This is a genomic window from Pseudomonas baetica (assembly GCF_051216495.1).
GTDB classification, from domain to species: Bacteria; Pseudomonadota; Gammaproteobacteria; order Pseudomonadales; family Pseudomonadaceae; genus Aquipseudomonas; species Aquipseudomonas baetica_B.
Window position 1 is genome coordinate 1 of record NZ_JBPKAM010000088.1, and the last position, 18,892, is coordinate 18,892.

The window sequence follows — 18,892 nt, forward strand, 5'->3', positions numbered from 1 at the left end:
CCCCCCCCTTTAGTGGTTTTTCCTCCCCCCAAAGGGGTTTTGTAAAAGAAAAAAAAAAAATCCCCACCCCCTGTTGGTTGCCCCGCCTTTTTGGGTAGCGGCCGAAAGTTAGCTACCGGCGACCGTCATCCGCTCGATCAACACCGACCCCGTGCGAATGTTGCTGCGCAGTTCCAGGTCGTTACCCACGGCAAGGATTTGCTTGAACATGTCACGCATGTTGCCTGCGATGGTCACTTCCTGGACCGCGAACTGGATTTCGCCGTTCTCGACCCAGTAACCCGCCGCACCGCGAGAATAGTCGCCGGTCACCATATTCAAGCCCTGACCCATCAGTTCGGTGACCAGCAGGCCACGACCCATGCGGCGCAGCAAAGCGGCCTGATCTTCATCGCCGTGGGTGACAAACAGGTTGTGCACGCCGCCGGCATTCGCGGTGCTCGGCATGCCGAGTTTACGGCCAGAGTAGGTGCCGAGGATGTAGGACACCAACTCGCCTTTTTCGACGAACGGCTTGGCGTACGTCGCCAGACCGTCGCCATCGAATGCCGCACTGCCCAACGCACGCATCAGATGCGGACGCTCGTCGATGGTCAGCCACTCGGGGAACAGCTTCTGTCCCAGTGTGCCTTCGAGGAACGACGACTTGCGATACAGGCTGCCGCCGGAAATCGCCGAGAGGAAACTGCCGAACAAACCACCGGCCAGCTCTGCGGAAAACAGCACCGGCACCTCGCAAGTCGGCACCGGACGCGCACCCAAGCGACTTGCCGCCCGTTGCGCGGCACGCTGGCCGATGATCACCGGGTCCGCCAGCAAATTGCCCTGACGGTTCACGTCGTACCAGTAATCGCGCTGCATCTGGCCATCGGCCTCGGCGATCATTACGCAGCTCAGGCTGTGCCGGGTCGATGCATAGCCGCCGATAAAACCGTGGCTGTTGCCGTAAACCCGGCAACCCTGATGGGTGCTCAAGGTGGTGCCGTCAGCGTTTTTGATTCTTGGGTCGGCGTCGAATGACGCGGCTTCGCAGAGCAAGGCCTTTTCGATGGCCTGCTCCGGGGTGAGATCCCATGGGTGGAACAGGTCGAAATCCTGCACATCCCTGGCCATCAACGCGGCATCCGCCAGGCCCGAAGCTTCGTCTTCCGACGTGTGTTTGGCGATGGCCAGTGCAGCGGCGACGGTTTCGCGGATGGCTTCCGGGCCACTGGCCGACGTGCTGGCCGAACCCTTGCGCTGACCGACATACAAAGTAATGCCGAAACCCTGATCGCGATTGAATTCGACGGTTTCGACTTCGCGCTGGCGTACCGTGGTCGACAGGCCCTGCTCCAGGGATACCGCCACCTCACAGGCACTGGCGCCCTGGCGCTTGGCTTCAGCGATGATCTGCTCGACTTGTTCTTGCAGTGCCGGCAATGCTTGTGGGCCGACGCTTTCAACTGCACTCATGCTGTTCTCCACTCAAATTCTGCTTTCGGTAAAGGTCATCGAGCGACCGGGCCGGACAAGCGGCCCCCGACTGGTTATCATGGCGGCGTTTCTTTGCGGACGGCCACCATGGTTGATTCTTACGACGACTCCCTCGATACGGGAGAAAAAAGCAAATCCCAGGTCAAACGCGAGCTGCATGCTCTGGTTGACCTCGGCGAGCGCCTTACAACACTCAAGCCTGACTTGCTGGCAAAACTGCCCTTGACCGACGCCTTGCGCCGGGCCTTGGCCGAAGCGCCCAAGCACGTTGCACACATCGCGCGTAAACGGCACCTCCAGTTCATCGGCAAACTGATGCGCGATCAGGACACTGACGCCATTCTGGTTTTGCTCGATCAACTCGATGCCTCCACTCGCCAGTACAACGAACGCTTCCATAACCTGGAGCGCTGGCGCGATCGCCTGATCGCCGGGGATGACGCCGTTCTGGAAAAGTTCGTCGTCGAATACCCCGACGCCGATCGCCAGCAATTGCGCTCCCTGATCCGTCAGGCCCAGCACGAGGTCGCGCACAACAAGCCTCCTGCTTCCAGCCGTAAAATCTTCAAGTACATCCGTGAGCTGGACGAGACTCAACGCGGTTTGCGTTAAATCCCCAACTGGGTGAATCGCCTTGCGATTCACCCACGGCTCCCTTTCTTACGACCCCGTGCCACCCACGGTAATCGCATCGATTTTCAGCGTTGGCTGGCCGACACCCACCGGCACCGACTGCCCATCCTTGCCACACGTCCCCACACCACTGTCCAGCGCCAGATCGTTGCCGACCATCGACACTTTGCTCATGGCTTCCGGACCGTTGCCGATCAAAGTCGCACCCTTGACCGGAGCCGTGATCTTGCCGTCTTCGATCAAGTACGCCTCACTGGTGGAGAACACGAACTTGCCGCTGGTGATATCCACCTGGCCGCCGCCAAGGTTGGCGCAGTAGATGCCCTTCTTCACCGAGGCGATGATTTCCGCCGGATCGCTTTCGCCGGCGAGCATGTAGGTGTTGGTCATGCGTGGCATCGGCAGGTGTGCATAGGATTCGCGGCGGCCATTACCGGTGCGGGCCACGCCCATCAGACGCGCGTTGAGCTTGTCCTGCATGTAGCCCTTTAGCACGCCGTTCTCGATCAGCGTGGTGCACTCGGTCGGGGTGCCTTCATCGTCGACACTCAAAGAGCCACGGCGACCGGACAGGGTGCCGTCATCGACGATGGTGCAGAGCTTGGAGGCAACCATCTCGCCCATGCGCCCACTATAGGCCGAGCTGCCCTTGCGATTGAAATCCCCTTCCAGACCGTGACCGACCGCTTCGTGCAACAGCACGCCCGACCATCCGGAACCGAGTACCACCGGCAAGGTACCGGCCGGCGCAGGAATGGCTTCCAGATTGACCAGTGCCTGTCGCAGCGCTTCACGGGCATAACCCATGGCGCGATCTTCGGCGAGGAAATAACGGTAATCGGTGCGACCGCCACCGCCATGACCACCGCGCTCACGACGGCCGTTCTGCTCGACGATCACACTGACGTTGAAGCGCACCAGCGGTCGTACGTCTGCGGCCAAACCACCGTCGGTGGAAGCCACGAGAATCCGCTCCCAGACGCCGGCCATGCTCACGGTGACTTGCTGGATACGAGGGTCGAGTGCGCGGGTGGCAGCATCAATACGCTTGAGCAGATCGACTTTCTCGGCGCGAGTCAGCACTTCCAAAGGATTGTCCGGGGCGTACAACTGCGCAACATCCTGGGTGCTGAATGCTTGCACCTTGCCATTCTGCCCAGCACGGGAAATCGAACGGGCGGCACGGGCCGCTGCGCCCAAGGCTTCCAGAGTGATGGCGTTGCTGTACGCGAAACCGGTTTTCTCGCCGGATTGCGCCCGCACGCCCACCCCCTGGTCGAGGTTGAAGCTGCCTTCCTTGACGATGCCGTCTTCCAGTGCCCAGGACTCGGAAATCTGCCCTTGAAAGTACAAGTCGGCGGCATCGATACCCGGGCCGGCCAGGTCGCCGAGCACGCCTTGCAGGCTTTCGATCGTGACACCGCCGGGCGCCAGAAGGTGTTCACTGACTGAGGACAACAACTCGCTCATATGCTTTACGCCTTAAATTCGTCGTTCTGATGCAGGTCGCTGGGCGCCCTGCGAGAAAAAGCGCCGGTGACTGGACACCGGCATCCGCGCCCGTATGGACGCCTGTTCGCTGCTGTCACGTTCGGCCAGCAGCACGGCCTCGCCTTGTTCCTGTTGCGCCAGCACACGTCCCCATGGATCGATGATGGCCGCATGCCCCCAGGTTTCCCGAGGCCCCGGATGCGCCCCACCCTGGGCGGCCGCAAGCACATAACACTGGGTTTCAATGGCCCGCGCACGAATCAGTACATCCCAGTGCGCCTCGCCGGTCACGGCGGTAAAGGCTGAAGGTGCGGTAATCAGCTCCGCGCCAGCAGCACGCAATTCACTGTAGAGCTCGGGAAAACGCAAGTCATAACAGACGGTCAGGCCAACTCGCCCTACCGGCGTATCCGCCACCACGACCCCACTGCCATAAGCATAGTCATCGGATTCGCGATAACGACCGCGATTGTCCGCCACGTCCACGTCAAACAAGTGCAGTTTGTCGTAACGCGCCACCGTTTCGCCCTGATCATTGACCAGCAACGAGCAGGCATGCGATTTGGCCATCGGTTGACCCTCTGGCGGCAACGGCAAAGTACCCGCCACTATCCATAACTTGAGGTCGCGCGCGGTCTGTTTCAACCAAGGCAGGATCGGACCCTCACCCAGCGCCTCGGCGCGACCGATGTCCGCGATATCGCGTCGGCCCATGGCGGCAAAGTTTTCCGGCAGCACGGCAAGCACCGCCCCCGAGGCCGCAGCCTGCTCCAGCAAGCGACGGGCCTGAGCCAGGTTGGCCAGCACATCGCTCTGGCTGACCATTTGAATGACCGCAACGGACATGGCTTTATCCTTATTGAAATCAACCTCCACCTGTAGGAGCGAGCTTGCTCGCGATGGAGGTAAACGATGACTCGCACGGCATGAATGAACGCGGTGCTCTTGCGTTTTTCGCGAGCGAGCTCGCTCCTACAAGGAGCCGATAAGCCATGCTACTCAAAAAGGCTTGTCGTAGGTGATTTTCGGATCTTTCCATGGCCCTTTGACGGTGTACTTCACGCTGGCGAAACGGGCCACGCGATCACCGATCAGCTTGTCGATCAGGAACAGCGCACCGCCGACGGCCGGCGCTCCGACGATCAGTGCGGCAATCGGCAAATTGTTGGTCACCGGCAATGTCACAAGTAATTTGGCATCAATCTGATCGGCCACCATATTCAGGGTGCCGTCGAGCTCGAGGGTACTCGATGGGCCGGTCACGCGGATTGGCTCACGGGTGACATAAACGCCGTTGGTCCCTACCAGTAATCCCTTGACCCGGTCGTAGCTCAGGCCTTTGCCGAACAGGTCGGAGAAGTCCAGGCGCAAACGTCGGCCAATGGAGTTGAAGTTGAGCAGACCAAACACCCGCAACGCTTGGGCACTGCCTTCGACTTCAACGAACTGCCCCTCCTTCATCGAAGCATCAAGGGTGCCGGAGAATCGCTTGGTGGCCAGCCAGGCCGGCGAACCTGGCCAACTGCCGTCAATATCCATACGGAATTCCTGACTGGTAACGCTCGGCGCAAAGCCCCACCCCTTGAGTACGTCCGCGAGGTTCTTGCCACTGATCCGGCCCTTGTACCAGCTTGTGCTGGCCCCCGGCATGCCTTCCCAGCCGCCGCTGCCCTGCAACAGGATGCCTTTGAGGCCCATGTCCAGTGAGTTGAAGGCAACGCCCTTGGCTGTCGGGCGTACCTTCAGCGACCAGGCCCCCACCAGGTCGCTACCCTGGAAGAGTTGATTGATAGTGATGTCCATTGCCGGAATCTTGGTCGGGTCCACCGAGGCCAGTGGATCCGGCGCGTTTTCGTCAGTCAGGGCCTTCGGATCGGGTGCCGGCAGTCGCACGGTTTGCAGATTGATCACCATAGGTGCGGCTTTCGCATCAGGGATGCTGGCGTTGCCTTTGACCTGCTGGCTGTCGAGCTGCAACGCCCAGGCGCTCGGTTTGCGCATCAACTGCACTGAAGCCTGATCCAGCGTCGTACCGAATGCACTGAGTTTGCCGACCTTGAAATCCGCGCCGCTGAGCAATTGCTTGGCACTGCCTCCGGGGTCTTGGCCCGCGTACTTGTTCACCAGATCCTGCCAGGGACCGACATCCAGCTCCGACAGCACCCCGCGCACCCGCAGGCCCTTCGCGCCAGGCAGTACGGCTTCGCCGTTACCCAGAAACAACTCACCGCGACCGTTGGCAAAATTGCCGGTCGGTGCGGCAAAGGTGAAGTTGGCCAGTTCACCGTAGTTCACCCAATAGCGCCGCTCCGCGCCTTGCAGGGTCATGCGGAAAGACGTGTCACGCCCGACATCGGCCGCCATGCCGAAAGGTGCCGGCAGATCGACCGTCACGCCCTTGAGATTGGAATTGACCATCAGTTGGCTGTCGGCGCCGTCCAGGGTCAGTTGCAATTGATAGGGGATCACACCGCTCACCGGTAACGGCTGGGTAACGCTCAGCCACTCGGTGAGTTTTTTGACCTCGACCTGCCCCGAAGCGGTGACCCGGGTATTGAGCTTGCCCTCGCGGCCATCGGCAAAAATCTGCGCGCTGACCGGTTTATCGAACGCTCGGGCGGTGATCTTCTGACCACTCAGACCTTTAGTACTGTCGAAACGGAAATCGCCTTTGAGTTGCGTCAATTCCAGCGGTGGTTCGGGCAGTTTCAGACGGGATTTGGTTGTCTTGAAGTCGACCAGAATCTTCGGCTGCTCGCCCTTGACGAGAGGGATATCGAGTTTCAGTTTACCTTGCAGATCACCCTCGCCTTCCCACCCGACAAAGGTGTCGGCAGTGCCAATCGGCGCTTGTTGCAGGATTTTCAAGCCATCGCCCAGCCCCCCGGCGAACGCACCGTCGAGAAACAGGTGGGAGCTTTGCCCTTCCGGCACATGGGGAATGTTGACGTAAATGTCGCTGACCTGAGTGTCGAGCAACTGCCCCTTGCTGGCCAGAATCCGCACGCCGCTGTCTTCTACGAACACATCGCCCGTGACCTTGCTGACATGGGGCCATCCCGGCTGGAACGCCAACTCGGCATCGTGCACCTTGAAAAACAGGCTGATGCTGCGTGCCGTGTCGGTTGCGCCGTGGTTCAACGACCCCTGGTACTGGAAGAATCCCTGATCCACCGCGCCTTTGAGAATCGCCGTGCGCAACCACTCGTCCAGCGCAGGGCTGAGCACCGCCGGCAGGTATTTGGCGGTGTAGCGCCCGTCACCGTCCACCAGTCCCACCCGCAGGTCCATGTAGTCTTCCTGGGTGTGATCAAAATGCAGGCGAATCAGGAAGTCGCCGGCAATCTTGCCCTCTTCACCCAACACCTTCAGATACGGCGCGATCAGGGTGAACCCTTCTTTGTCGAGTTTCCAGGTCAGGCGGGCATTGGCCTGAATGTATTGCCATGGCTTGGCGAAAATCGGGTCCAGGTGCAGCATGAAGTCCTTGCTGTCCATGCGCAACTCGCCATGGCCAAGGTCACCGCTGATGCTGCCCGTAACGTTTCGGGCCGCCGGCGCGCCGTGATAGGCGTCGAAACCGACCCGGTCGAGGTTGGCGGCAAAACTGAACTTGCTGTCGTCTGTGGCGTTGGGCCGCACGTCGATCAATACATTGCGAAGTCCTCCGGTGACCTTGAGCCGATCGACCACCGTGGCAAAGCCCTCGGGCAATGGTGCCAGGGCATTGAACAAAGGAGTGAGGGGGGTGAGGTCAAGGCGGTCGGCTTGCAGGTGCCAGAGTTCTTCCGAGTTGTCGGAAGGCGCCGTTTGCTTGACTTGCAGACGCGACTCCCAGCGGGTCTCGCCGAGGTTCATCGCCAGGGAGTCCACCGTCACCAGCATGCCTTGGGCGTTGCGCTGGAAATAGCCGTTGAGCGCCAGATTGTCGATCTTGATCGGCTTGCGTTCGGCGTAGGCACCCTTGAGTTGCGGTGCATTCAAACGCACCGCAGCGCTTTGCAACACACCCTGCCCCCAGGTCGCCCACAGTTCGCCACCGGCTTTGATCTCGGAGAAATTCCACTGCTGGCTGACACTCTCGGGTAGCCATTTCGACCAGTCGCTTTGCGGCAGACTCAAGTAAACCTCGGCCTCACCCTCCTTCCACTGGCTGGCACGAATGCGGGAGCGCAGGCTCATGGCCATTGGCTGCCCATCGGGCAGGGTCAAACGGACATCGAGCCGTTGACGCGTGACACCGGTTTTCAGGTTCAGACCGACATAGGTCAGGGAAAGCGGCGACGCGCCCCACGGCTGCAAAGTGACCTGGCTGTCGAGCACCGACAACTGCTGGATCATCTGCATGCGATTGAGCATTTGCTCCGGATCGAGAGGCTTTTCGTCTTTTTTCAGCGGCAACCCTTCCAGCGCCCATTGACCGTCGTCGCCTTGTTTGAGGCTGATCTTCAGACCGCTGAACTGAAGATGAGCAATACGCACTTCACGCGCCAGCACACTGGCCCAAAGATCCGGCACCGCGCGAACCTTTTCCAGGTGCAAGGCATTGGCACCTTCGCCGACCGTCACATCGTGAGCCGACAAAACCGGAGCGAAATCACTCCAGCTGCCTTTCAGCTCGCCGATTTGCAGCGGCATGCCCAAGGCCTCGCTGGCCCTGGTTTCGACTTCGGCACGGTACTCCGCCACCAACGGCGCGAGCTCGCGCCCAAGGCTGACGTACAACGCCATCAATACCAAAACCAACGCGCACAGGCCCAGACCCCAACGGGTCAGTGCGGCCAGAATGCGTGTCAGACGCTCCATGTCAGTTGGCTCCCATGGCAAAAGTTTTGCAAAAAGCTGAGGCCAGCCGTGCAGGAAAAGTTAAAACGCAGCGACTCAGAGCAACACCACGTCGTATTGTTCCTGGGAATACATGGTTTCTACCTGGAACCGGATGGTGCGCCCGATAAAGCCCTCCAGTTCGGCGACATTGCCCGACTCCTCATCAAGCAGGCGGTCGACGACTTTCTGGTTCGCCAATACACGATAGCCTTCCGCCTGATAGGCGCGAGCCTCCCGGAGGATTTCACGGAAGATTTCGTAGCATATGGTTTCAGGCGTCTTCAACTTGCCACGGCCCTGGCAACTGGTGCATGGCTCGCACAACACTTGCTCGAGGCTTTCGCGGGTGCGCTTGCGCGTCATCTGTACCAGGCCCAACTCGGTAATGCCGATGATGTTGGTCTTGGCATGATCGCGCTCCAGTTGCTTCTCCAGCGTGCGCAACACCTGACGCTGGTGCTCTTCATCTTCCATGTCGATGAAGTCGATGATGATGATCCCGCCCAGGTTGCGCAGACGCAGTTGGCGAGCGATGGCGGTCGCCGCTTCCAGGTTGGTCTTGAAGATGGTTTCTTCGAGGTTGCGATGACCGACGAATGCGCCGGTATTGACGTCGATGGTGCTCATGGCTTCCGCCGGATCGACCACCAGATAACCACCGGACTTGAGCGGCACTTTGCGTTCCAGGGCTTTCTGGATTTCGTCTTCGACGCCATACAGGTCGAAAATCGGCCGCTCGCCGGGATAATGTTCCAGACGATCGGCAATCTCGGGCATCAGTTCGGCGACGAACTGCGTGGTTTTCTGGAAAGTTTCCCGGGAGTCGATGCGGATTTTTTCAATCTTCGGACTTACCAGATCACGCAAGGTGCGCAGCGCCAGACCGAGGTCTTCGTAGATCACGCTGGGGGCACTGATGGTTTTGATCTGCGCATTGATCTGATCCCACAGCCGGCGCAGGTAACGGATGTCCATCAGGATTTCGTCGGCCCCGGCGCCTTCGGCCGCCGTACGCAGGATAAAACCGCCGGCTTCCTGGATGCCCTCTTTGGCGACGCAATCGCTGACCACTTGCTTGAGGCGTTCGCGCTCGGCTTCGTCTTCGATCTTCAGAGAAATGCCGACATGGGCGGTACGCGGCATGTACACCAGGTAGCGTGAGGGAATCGACAGCTGGGTGGTCAGGCGTGCGCCTTTGGAGCCAATCGGATCCTTGGTGACTTGCACCACCAGGCTCTGCCCTTCGTGCACCAGGGCACTGATGCTCTCCACCGCCGGGCCTTCTCGCAGGGAGATTTCCGAAGCATGAATGAACGCGGCGCGATCCAGGCCGATATCGACAAATGCCGCCTGCATGCCCGGCAATACCCGCACGACTTTGCCTTTATAGATGTTGCCGACGATCCCGCGCTTTTGCGTGCGCTCGACATGGACCTCTTGCAGCACACCGTTTTCGACCACCGCCACGCGTGATTCCATCGGCGTGATGTTGATCAGGATCTCTTCACTCATGGCAGGGTCTCGTTCAGGCATGTTCACGATAATGGCCGCATCTGGTCAGTACGACGCTTAACGCGCGTTATGGGTTTGCCAACAGGGTATGCCGAAATGGCCGAGCAGTTCCGCGGTTTCGCACAGCGGTAATCCAACCACCGCCGAATAACTTCCATCGAGCCCGGCGACAAACACCGCACCCAATCCTTGAATTCCATAGCCACCCGCCTTGTCCCGCGGCTCACCACTGGCCCAATAGGCCGCTGCTTCGTCGATGCTTATGGCGCGAAATCGCACCACGCTGCGTACCACTCGCGATTCGCAGCGCTCGCCGTCGAGCAGCGCAATGGCCGTCAAGACTTCATGTTCTTTCCCGGACAACATCTTCAGCATGGCGCAAGCGTCAGCTTCATCAACCGGTTTTCCGAGAATTTTGCCGTCGAGCACCACGGCGGTATCGGCCCCCAGCACGCAGAACGCTGCATCGGACACCACGGCACCGCGACCGGCCGCAGCCTTTGCGCGAGCCAGACGCTCGACATAGTCGCAGGGTGATTCGTGAGTCAGAGGGGTTTCGTCGATGTCCGCACTGATGGCGGTGAACGGCACGCCGATCTGCGTGAGCAGTTCGCGCCGACGCGGCGAGCCTGAAGCGAGGTACAGCCGTTTCATCAAGACATCTCCCTGTCCATTGCCCTGGGCACCAGGTGCGGGCACATGCCTGACCGAATTAATTGATTTTGTAGCGCCGACGCAATCCACGCAAAGCGAAGCTGATCCACGGCCAGAGCAAGGCGCTGACCAGTGCTGGCAGTACCAGCGCCAGGGTTGGCTGACGGTTGCCGGTCAGGGCGCTCAGCCAGAGTTGAACAAGCTGCGCGAGACCGAAGATCACCAGGATCACCAGGCTCTGCTGCCACATCGGGAACATCCGCAGGCGTTGTTGCAGCGCCAGCACCAGATAGGTGATGAGCGTCAGGATCAACGCGTTCTGCCCCAACAACGTGCCATACAACACGTCTTCAGCCAGGCCAAGGCACCACGCGGTGACCATCCCGACTTTCTGTGGCAAGGCCAGCGCCCAAAAGGCCAGCAGCAAGCCCAGCCAAAGCGGACGCAGGATTTCCATGAATTGCGGCAATGGCGAAACGCTGAGCAGCATGCCGATGGCAAATGTCAGCCAGACGATCCAGCCGTTTCGGGAAGCTTTGACACCAACCATTATTCTTGCCTCCCAGTGGTAGCCGGTGCGGAGACAGGCGGTTTGGCAGCAGGTTTTACGGCAGCAGGTTGCGCTGCCGTTGGCTTGGCGGCCGCCGGTGGTTTCGCAGCGGCAGGATGTGCGGCTACAGGCTTGGCCGGAGTAGCGGGCACCGGAGCAACCGCCGGCGCAGCCGGAGTAGTTGGCGCCGCAACGGCTGCCGGAACGACCGCAGGTTTCGGTACGGTCGCCGGAATGATCGGCCCTCCGCCCTGCGCATCCAGGGATTCCTGAGCTTGCGCGGCATCGTTGGCACGCTCTTCGGCAGTGCGGCCGTCGCTGAACACGAGCAGCAGGTAACGACTGCGATTGAGGGCTGCAGTCGGTACCGCGCGGACAATGGCGAACGGCTGGCCGGAGTCATGAATCACTTCCTTGACCGTGGCCACCGGGTAACCCGCCGGGAAGCGCTGGCCGAGGCCGGAACTGACCAGCAAATCACCTTCCTTGATGTCAGCGGTATCCGCTACGTGGCGCAGCTCGAGGCGCTCCGGGTTACCGGTGCCGCTGGCAATCGCCCGCAAGCCGTTACGGTTGACCTGCACCGGAATGCTGTGGGTCGAATCGGTCAGCAGCAGGACGCGGGAGGTGTAGGGCATCAATTCGACCACTTGCCCCATCAAGCCACGGGCATCGAGTACCGGCTGGCCGAGGATCACACCGTCGCGCTCACCCTTGTTGATGATGATGCGATGAGTAAAAGGATTCGGGTCCATGCCGATCAACTCGGCCACTTCGACCTTTTCGTTGACCAGTGCCGACGAGTTGAGCAACTCGCGCAGCCGAACGTTCTGCTCGGTCAGGGAGGCAAGCTTTTGCATGCGCCCCTGCAACAGCAGGTTTTCGGTCTTGAGTTTTTCGTTTTCGGCGACGAGTTCGGTCCGGCTGCCAAACTGGCTGGCCACACCCTGCCATAGCCGCTGCGGCAGGTCGGTGATCCAGTAGGACTGCATCAGCACCAGCGACATTTGGCTACGCACTGGCTTGAGCAGTGTGAAGCGGGCATCGACCACCATCAGCGCGACCGAAAGCACGACCAGCACCAACAAGCGCACGCCCAGTGAGGGACCCTTGGTGAAAAGCGGTTTAATAAGCCGCTCCTCCCAGGCAAATGTTCTCTTTATTCATACGGCAGACCGGCCTGGATGCAGACTGACAGAAGATAAACGCGAACAGGCAGCACTGCAAAGTGCTGCCTGCGCGCTCAACAGCATGGAGGCGATCCGGCGACTTATTCGCTGGAGAGCAGATCCATGGTGTGCTTATCCATCATTTCCAATGCACGGCCACCGCCGCGAGCAACGCAGGTCAACGGGTCTTCGGCGACGATCACCGGCAGGCCGGTTTCCTGGGCCAGCAACTTGTCGAGGTCACGCAGCAAGGCGCCACCACCGGTCAGTACCAGACCACGCTCGGCGATATCGGAAGCCAGTTCCGGAGGCGATTGCTCCAGAGCGCTTTTCACGGCCTGAACGATAGTGGCCAAGGACTCTTGCAGCGCTTCCAGCACTTCGTTGGAGTTCAGGGTGAATGCGCGCGGAACGCCTTCGGCCAGGTTGCGGCCACGAACGTCGACTTCGCGAACTTCACCGCCCGGGTAAGCCGTACCGATTTCCTGCTTGATGCGCTCGGCGGTGGACTCGCCGATCAGGCTGCCGTAGTTGCGACGCACGTAGGTGATGATCGCTTCGTCGAAGCGGTCGCCGCCAACTCGTACGGATTCGGCGTAGACAACACCGTTCAGGGAGATCAGCGCGATTTCGGTGGTACCGCCACCGATATCCACGACCATCGAACCGCGCGCTTCTTCAACCGGAAGACCGGCACCGATCGCAGCAGCCATTGGCTCTTCGATCAGGAACACTTCACGGGCACCGGCACCGAGGGCCGATTCACGGATGGCGCGACGCTCAACCTGGGTGGATTTGCAAGGAACGCAGATCAACACGCGAGGGCTAGGCTGCAGGAAGCTGTTTTCGTGAACCTTGTTGATAAAGTACTGCAGCATCTTTTCGCAGACGCTGAAGTCGGCGATCACGCCGTCTTTCATCGGACGAATGGCAGCAATGTTGCCCGGCGTACGGCCCAGCATGCGCTTGGCCTCGGTGCCGACAGCAACGACACTTTTCTGATTACCGTGTGTCCGAATGGCCACAACCGATGGCTCATTCAGGACGATACCGCGCTCGCGCACGTAAATAAGGGTGTTGGCAGTGCCCAGGTCAATGGAAAGATCGCTGGAAAACATGCCACGCAGTTTCTTGAACATGGGAAAGGGACCCTAGGCAACGCGTGGGTAAAAAAGTGCGGCAAACTCTAACAACGACAGGGATTTTGGGCAAGGCGCCAATATGTTAAATTGGCCGCTTTTCTGTGCACCAAGCCCCACAATCGCGGCCGTATGACCGTAGAAGTGCGGTAGTGTTCCGACAATCTAACACACGGACACCGTCCGTCTTGTTTTCCACTGGAGAATCCCAATGGCGCTTGAACGCTCCGACGTGGAAAAAATCGCGCATCTGGCCTGCCTTGGCCTCAATGATGCCGATCTTCCACACATCACTTCGGCCCTCAACAGCATTCTCGGGCTGGTCGACGAAATGCAGGCGGTCAATACCGACGGTATCGAGCCGCTGGCCCATCCACTGGAAGCCAGCCAGCGCCTGCGCGCGGACGTCGTGACCGAGACCAATAACCGCGAGGCCTACCAGTCCATCGCACCAGCGGTCGAAAACGGCCTGTACCTGGTTCCGAAAGTCATCGACTAAAGGGAAAGAGCCTGCAATGCATCAATTGACTCTGGCCGAGATCGCCCGCGGACTCGCCGATAAAAAGTTTTCCTCCGAAGAGCTGACCCAAGTCCTGCTGGCGCGCATCGCCCAGCTCGACCCGCAGCTCAACAGCTTCATCAGCCTCACCGAAGAGCTGGCGCTCACGCAGGCGAAAGCCGCTGACGCACGCCGTGCCAAGGGTGAGAACGGCGCGCTGCTGGGTGCGCCGATTGCCCATAAAGACCTGTTCTGCACCCAGGGCATTCGCACCAGCTGCGGCTCGAAGATGCTCGACAACTTCAAGGCACCGTACGATGCCACCGTCGTCGCCAAGCTGGCTGCTGCCGGGACCGTGACCCTGGGCAAGACCAACATGGACGAATTCGCCATGGGCTCGGCCAACGAGTCGAGCTACTACGGCGCGGTGAAAAACCCGTGGAACCTGGAACACGTTCCGGGCGGTTCGTCCGGTGGCTCGGCCGCCGCGGTGGCCGCTCGCCTGTTGCCTGCCGCCACCGGCACCGACACCGGTGGCTCCATTCGTCAGCCCGCTGCGTTGACCAACCTGACCGGCCTGAAACCGACGTACGGTCGCGTATCGCGCTGGGGCATGATCGCCTACGCCTCCAGCCTCGATCAGGGTGGCCCGATGGCGCGCACCGCCGAAGACTGCGCGATTTTGTTGCAAGGTATGGCCGGCTTCGATCCGAACGACTCCACCAGCATCGACGAACCCGTGCCGGACTACAGCGCCAGCCTCAACGGCTCGCTGCAAGGCCTGCGTATCGGCGTGCCTAAAGAGTACTTCAGCGCCGGTCTCGACCCGCGTATTGCCGATCTGGTCATGGCCAGTGTCGAAGAACTGAAGAAGCTCGGCGCCGTGGTCAAGGAAATCAGCCTGCCGAACATGCAGCATGCGATTCCTGCTTATTATGTGATCGCCCCGGCGGAAGCCTCTTCCAACCTGTCGCGATTCGACGGCGTGCGTTTCGGTTACCGCTGTGCAGACCCGAAAAACCTCGAAGACCTGTACAAGCGTTCCCGTGGCGAAGGCTTCGGAACGGAAGTACAGCGCCGGATCATGGTCGGCGCATACGCGTTGTCTGCCGGTTACTACGATGCCTACTACCTGAAGGCGCAGAAGATTCGTCGCTTGATCAAGAACGACTTCATGACCGCCTTCAATGAAGTCGACATCATCCTCGGCCCGACCACGCCGAACCCGGCCTGGAAGCTCGGCGCCAAGAACAGCGACCCGGTCGCTGCGTACCTGGAAGACGTGTACACCATCACCGCCAACCTCGCCGGTCTGCCAGGCTTGTCCATGCCAGCAGGTTTCGTCGATGGCCTGCCGGTTGGCGTGCAACTGCTCGCCCCGTACTTCCAGGAAGGCCGCTTGCTCAACGTTGCGCACCAGTATCAGCTGAACACTGACTGGCACACCCGCACCCCAACCGGCTTCTGAGGAGACACACATGCAATGGGAAGTCGTGATCGGGCTGGAGATTCACACCCAGCTCACCACCCGGTCGAAAATCTTTTCCGGTAGTTCCACCACCTTCGGTTCCGAGCCGAACACCCAGGCCAGCCTGATCGACCTGGGCATGCCCGGCGTACTGCCAGTGCTGAACCAGGAAGCGGTGCGCATGGCGGTGATGTTCGGTCTGGCGATTGACGCCGAGATTGGCCAGCACAACGTGTTCGCCCGTAAAAACTATTTCTACCCGGACCTGCCCAAGGGCTACCAGATCAGCCAGATGGAATTGCCGATCGTCGGCAAGGGCCACCTGGACATCGCCCTGGAAGACGGCACGGTTAAACGCGTCGGCATTACCCGCGCGCACCTGGAAGAAGACGCCGGCAAGAGCTTGCACGAAGAGTTCAGCGGTGCCAGCGGCATCGACCTGAACCGTGCCGGTACGCCGTTGCTGGAAATCGTCTCCGAACCGGACATGCGCAGCGCCAAGGAAGCCGTGGCCTACGTCAAGGCGATCCACGCGCTGGTGCGCTACCTGGGCATCTGCGACGGCAACATGGCCGAAGGCTCGCTGCGTTGCGACTGCAACGTCTCGGTGCGCCCTAAAGGCCAGGCCGAGTTCGGCACCCGCTGCGAAATCAAGAACGTCAACTCGTTCCGCTTCATCGAGAAGGCGATCAACTCCGAGATCCAACGTCAGATCGACCTGATCGAAGACGGCGGCAAGGTTATCCAGCAGACCCGACTGTACGATCCGAACAAGGACGAAACCCGTCCGATGCGCAGCAAAGAGGAAGCCAACGACTACCGTTACTTCCCCGATCCGGATCTGCTGCCGGTGGTCATCGAAGAATCGTTCCTGGGCGAAGTACGCGCCACGCTGCCGGAACTGCCGCCGCAGAAGCGCGAGCGCTTCCAGAGCCAGTTCGGTCTGTCGGCCTACGACGCCAACGTGCTGGCCACCAGCCGTGAACAGGCGGATTACTTCGAGAACGTCGCGAGCATCAGCGGCGACGCCAAACTGGCGGCGAACTGGGTCATGGTCGAGTTGGGCAGCCTGCTCAACAAGCAAGGCCTGGACATCGATCAGTCGCCGGTTACGGCCGAACAACTGGGCGGCATGCTGTTGCGCATCAAGGACAACACCATCTCCGGCAAGATCGCCAAGGTCGTGTTCGAAGCCATGGCCAATGGCGAAGGCAGCGCTGACGAGATCATCGACAAGCGCGGTCTGAAGCAAGTGACCGACACCGGCGCGATCTCGGCGGTACTGGATGAAATGCTCGCCGCCAACGCCGAACAGGTCGAACAGTACCGCGCGGCTGACGAAGCCAAACGCGGCAAGATGTTCGGCTTCTTCGTCGGCCAGGCCATGAAAGCCTCCAAGGGCAAGGCCAACCCGCAACAGGTCAACGAACTGCTCAAAAGCAAGCTCGAAGGCTGATCGGTATGGAGCCAGCCCAAAAAACTGGCACCATTCCCTGTGGGAGCGAGGCTGCTCGCGAATGCTGTTCGGCACTCAACACTGAGTTGGTTGTCAGAATGTCATTCGCGAGCAGGCTCGCTCCCACAATTGTTTTGGAAGCTTTCAAATGAAACGTCTTCTCGGCGTATGCGCCCTGCTCTCCCTATTGGCCGGTTGTGCCAGTACCGACACCGTCGATCCCCATGGTTACGACAAAACCGGTGTGGCTTCGTACTACGGCGCCAAACACCAAGGCAAACGCACCGCCAGCGGCGAGCGTTTCGACAAGAATTCCATGACCGCCGCCCACCGCCAGTTGCCCTTCGGCACACGGGTGAAGGTCACCAACCTGAATAACGACAAGTCCTGCGTGGTGCGTATCAACGATCGCGGACCACACACCCGTGGCCGGATAATCGACCTGTCCCATGAAGCTGCCGCACGCCTGGGCATGCTCAAAAGCGGCACGGCACGGGTTCGCGTGCAAGCCCTCGACGACTGAAGCACGGAGCCCCGACCATTTTCGGACTAGCCGATTTACCCCTGATCAGCGTGATCGAATTGCTCAGCGGGCTGCTACTGTTGATTGTCGGTGCCGAACTGATGGTCCGTGGCGCCGTGCGCCTCGCCGCGCGCCTGTATGTCAGACCGCTGATCATCGGCCTGACCATCGTCGCCCTCGGCAGCAGCGCCCCGCAGATGGCGGTGAGCCTGCAAGCGACCCTCACGCACAACGCCGACATCGCCGTCGGTAGCGTGATTGGCAGCAGCATTTTCAACATCCTCGTCACCCTCGGCTTGTCGGCGCTGATCATCCCGCTGCGGGTGTCACGGCAACTGGTGCGCCTGGACATTCCGCTGATGATCGGCGCCAGCCTGCTGGTGTTCGTATTGGCCTGGAATGAAGACCTGACGCGCGTCGACGGCATGCTGCTGCTAGCGGCACTGGCGCTGTACCTGGGCTTGCTGCTGCGCCAGTCGCGGCACTCGACCCGCCCACACTCCATCACCCACCAAGCCCCGCAAGCACCATGGATCAGCAGTCTGCTGATGATCGCCGGCGGCCTGGCGATGCTGGTCTACGCCGGGCACTTGCTGCTGGGGGCCGCGGTATCGGTGGCCACCGACCTCGGGCTGTCGGAACGGATCATCGGCCTGACCATCGTCGCCGTCAGCACGTCCCTGCCGGAACTCGCCACCTCCTTGATCGCCGCGTTGCGCGGTGAACGGGAGATTGCGGTAGGCAACGTGGTTGGCAGCAACCTGTTCAACCTTCTGGGTGTGCTCGGCGTCACTGCCTTGATCGCGCCATCGCCGCTGTCGGTATCGCCCAACGCCCTGGATTTCGACCTGCCGGTGATGCTCGGCGTCGCGGCATTGTGCTTACCGGTGTTCTATTCGGGTTACCGGGTAACCCGCGCCGAAGGTTTGCTGTTCCTCGGCTTGTACCTGGCTTATGGCCTGCATGTGGTGTCGTTTACCACAGGCATGCCGTTGGCGGGCAAGCTTGAACACCTGATGCTGTTTTTCGTCCTGCCGGCGCTGGTGGCGTTCCTGCTGTTCACGTCGCTGCGCGCCTGGCGTCGCCAACACCACAAGAGGGAATTGCCATGACCGAGAATAAAAAATCCGGCGTTGAAGTACGTCGCCACGTGATGGGCGACGCCTTCGTCGACCGCGCATTGGGCAACGCCACCGAGTTCACCCAGCCGCTACAGGATTTCGTCAACGAACACGCCTGGGGCGGCGTATGGAATCGCGAGGGCCTGCCACTGAAAACCCGCAGCCTGATCACCCTCGCCGCGTTGACTGCGCTGAAGTGCCCGCAGGAGTTGAAGGGGCATGTACGCGGTGCGCTGAACAACGGTTGCACCGTGGAAGAGATCCGCGAGGCGCTGCTGCATTGCGCGGTGTATGCCGGCGTGCCGGCGGCGATCGATGCGTTTCGAGCGGCGCAGGAAGTGATCGATACCTACCAGAAGCCTGAGTAACCCCCG

Annotated in this window: 16 protein-coding genes; 7 read left to right on the plus strand and 9 right to left on the minus strand. The window is 60.5% G+C overall.

The window, feature by feature from the left end:
• Positions 1 to 108: 108 nt before the first annotated feature.
• Positions 109 to 1,455: a metalloprotease PmbA gene (gene pmbA / locus ACSFE6_RS24395; protein WP_435429984.1), complete on the minus strand. Its 1,347-nt coding sequence runs from the start codon at positions 1,453 to 1,455 to the stop codon at positions 109 to 111.
• 108 nt (positions 1,456 to 1,563) lie between these two features.
• Between pmbA and yjgA the strand changes: the two genes are divergently transcribed.
• Positions 1,564 to 2,088 carry a ribosome biogenesis factor YjgA gene (gene yjgA / locus ACSFE6_RS24400; RefSeq protein ID WP_435429985.1) on the plus strand — a complete coding sequence of 175 codons (525 nt, stop codon included), beginning with the start codon at positions 1,564 to 1,566 and terminating at the stop codon, positions 2,086 to 2,088.
• 48 nt (positions 2,089 to 2,136) lie between these two features.
• On the opposite strand, the gene tldD is transcribed toward yjgA, so the two are convergent.
• The 8 genes from tldD to mreB form a co-directional block, all read right to left on the minus strand.
• On the minus strand, positions 2,137 to 3,579 hold the full coding sequence (tldD, locus tag ACSFE6_RS24405) for a metalloprotease TldD (RefSeq protein ID WP_435429986.1): 1,443 nt from the start codon (positions 3,577 to 3,579) through the stop codon (positions 2,137 to 2,139).
• Positions 3,580 to 3,591: 12 nt separating this feature from the next.
• Positions 3,592 to 4,446 (minus strand): carbon-nitrogen hydrolase family protein, encoded by an 855-nt coding sequence (locus tag ACSFE6_RS24410; protein WP_435429987.1) that lies wholly within the window; start codon positions 4,444 to 4,446, stop codon positions 3,592 to 3,594.
• A gap of 153 nt (positions 4,447 to 4,599) precedes the next feature.
• On the minus strand, positions 4,600 to 8,406 hold the full coding sequence (locus ACSFE6_RS24415; protein ID WP_435429988.1) for a YhdP family protein: 3,807 nt from the start codon (positions 8,404 to 8,406) through the stop codon (positions 4,600 to 4,602).
• Between the two features lie 75 nt (positions 8,407 to 8,481).
• Positions 8,482 to 9,939, minus strand: a complete 1,458-nt coding sequence (gene rng, locus ACSFE6_RS24420; protein WP_175391447.1) for a ribonuclease G — start codon at positions 9,937 to 9,939, stop codon at positions 8,482 to 8,484.
• A gap of 57 nt (positions 9,940 to 9,996) precedes the next feature.
• Positions 9,997 to 10,593, minus strand: coding sequence for a Maf family protein (locus tag ACSFE6_RS24425; protein ID WP_435429989.1), 597 nt, complete (start codon positions 10,591 to 10,593; stop codon positions 9,997 to 9,999).
• A gap of 58 nt (positions 10,594 to 10,651) precedes the next feature.
• Positions 10,652 to 11,143: a rod shape-determining protein MreD gene (gene mreD / locus ACSFE6_RS24430; RefSeq protein ID WP_435429990.1), complete on the minus strand. Its 492-nt coding sequence runs from the start codon at positions 11,141 to 11,143 to the stop codon at positions 10,652 to 10,654.
• Entirely contained in the window at positions 11,143 to 12,273 is a 1,131-nt protein-coding gene (mreC, locus tag ACSFE6_RS24435) for a rod shape-determining protein MreC (protein ID WP_435430001.1), read from the minus strand. Before mreC ends, mreD begins: the two co-directional genes overlap by 1 nt.
• 140 nt (positions 12,274 to 12,413) lie before the next feature.
• On the minus strand, positions 12,414 to 13,451 hold the full coding sequence (mreB, locus tag ACSFE6_RS24440; protein WP_002555108.1) for a rod shape-determining protein MreB: 1,038 nt from the start codon (positions 13,449 to 13,451) through the stop codon (positions 12,414 to 12,416).
• Positions 13,452 to 13,662: 211 nt separating this feature from the next.
• Here mreB and gatC point away from each other — a divergent pair, with 211 nt between their 5' ends.
• From gatC to ACSFE6_RS24470, 6 genes are all read left to right on the plus strand, one after another.
• Complete coding sequence (gene gatC, locus ACSFE6_RS24445; RefSeq protein ID WP_007976465.1) at positions 13,663 to 13,950, plus strand: Asp-tRNA(Asn)/Glu-tRNA(Gln) amidotransferase subunit GatC; 288 nt, start codon at positions 13,663 to 13,665, stop codon at positions 13,948 to 13,950.
• Positions 13,951 to 13,966: 16 nt separating this feature from the next.
• The gene (gene gatA / locus ACSFE6_RS24450; RefSeq protein WP_435429991.1) at positions 13,967 to 15,418 is read left to right on the plus strand and encodes an Asp-tRNA(Asn)/Glu-tRNA(Gln) amidotransferase subunit GatA; all 1,452 of its coding nucleotides are present in this window, start codon (positions 13,967 to 13,969) and stop codon (positions 15,416 to 15,418) included.
• Positions 15,419 to 15,428: 10 nt separating this feature from the next.
• Positions 15,429 to 16,874: an Asp-tRNA(Asn)/Glu-tRNA(Gln) amidotransferase subunit GatB gene (gene gatB / locus ACSFE6_RS24455; protein ID WP_435429992.1), complete on the plus strand. Its 1,446-nt coding sequence runs from the start codon at positions 15,429 to 15,431 to the stop codon at positions 16,872 to 16,874.
• Positions 16,875 to 17,022: 148 nt separating this feature from the next.
• A complete protein-coding gene (locus ACSFE6_RS24460; protein WP_435429993.1) occupies positions 17,023 to 17,397 on the plus strand; it encodes a septal ring lytic transglycosylase RlpA family protein in 375 nt (124 codons plus the stop codon).
• Positions 17,398 to 17,447: 50 nt separating this feature from the next.
• The gene (locus ACSFE6_RS24465) at positions 17,448 to 18,509 is read left to right on the plus strand and encodes a calcium/sodium antiporter (RefSeq protein WP_435429994.1); all 1,062 of its coding nucleotides are present in this window, start codon (positions 17,448 to 17,450) and stop codon (positions 18,507 to 18,509) included.
• The gene (locus tag ACSFE6_RS24470) at positions 18,506 to 18,886 is read left to right on the plus strand and encodes a carboxymuconolactone decarboxylase family protein (RefSeq protein ID WP_435429995.1); all 381 of its coding nucleotides are present in this window, start codon (positions 18,506 to 18,508) and stop codon (positions 18,884 to 18,886) included. Before ACSFE6_RS24465 ends, ACSFE6_RS24470 begins: the two co-directional genes overlap by 4 nt.
• Positions 18,887 to 18,892 lie beyond the last annotated feature (6 nt).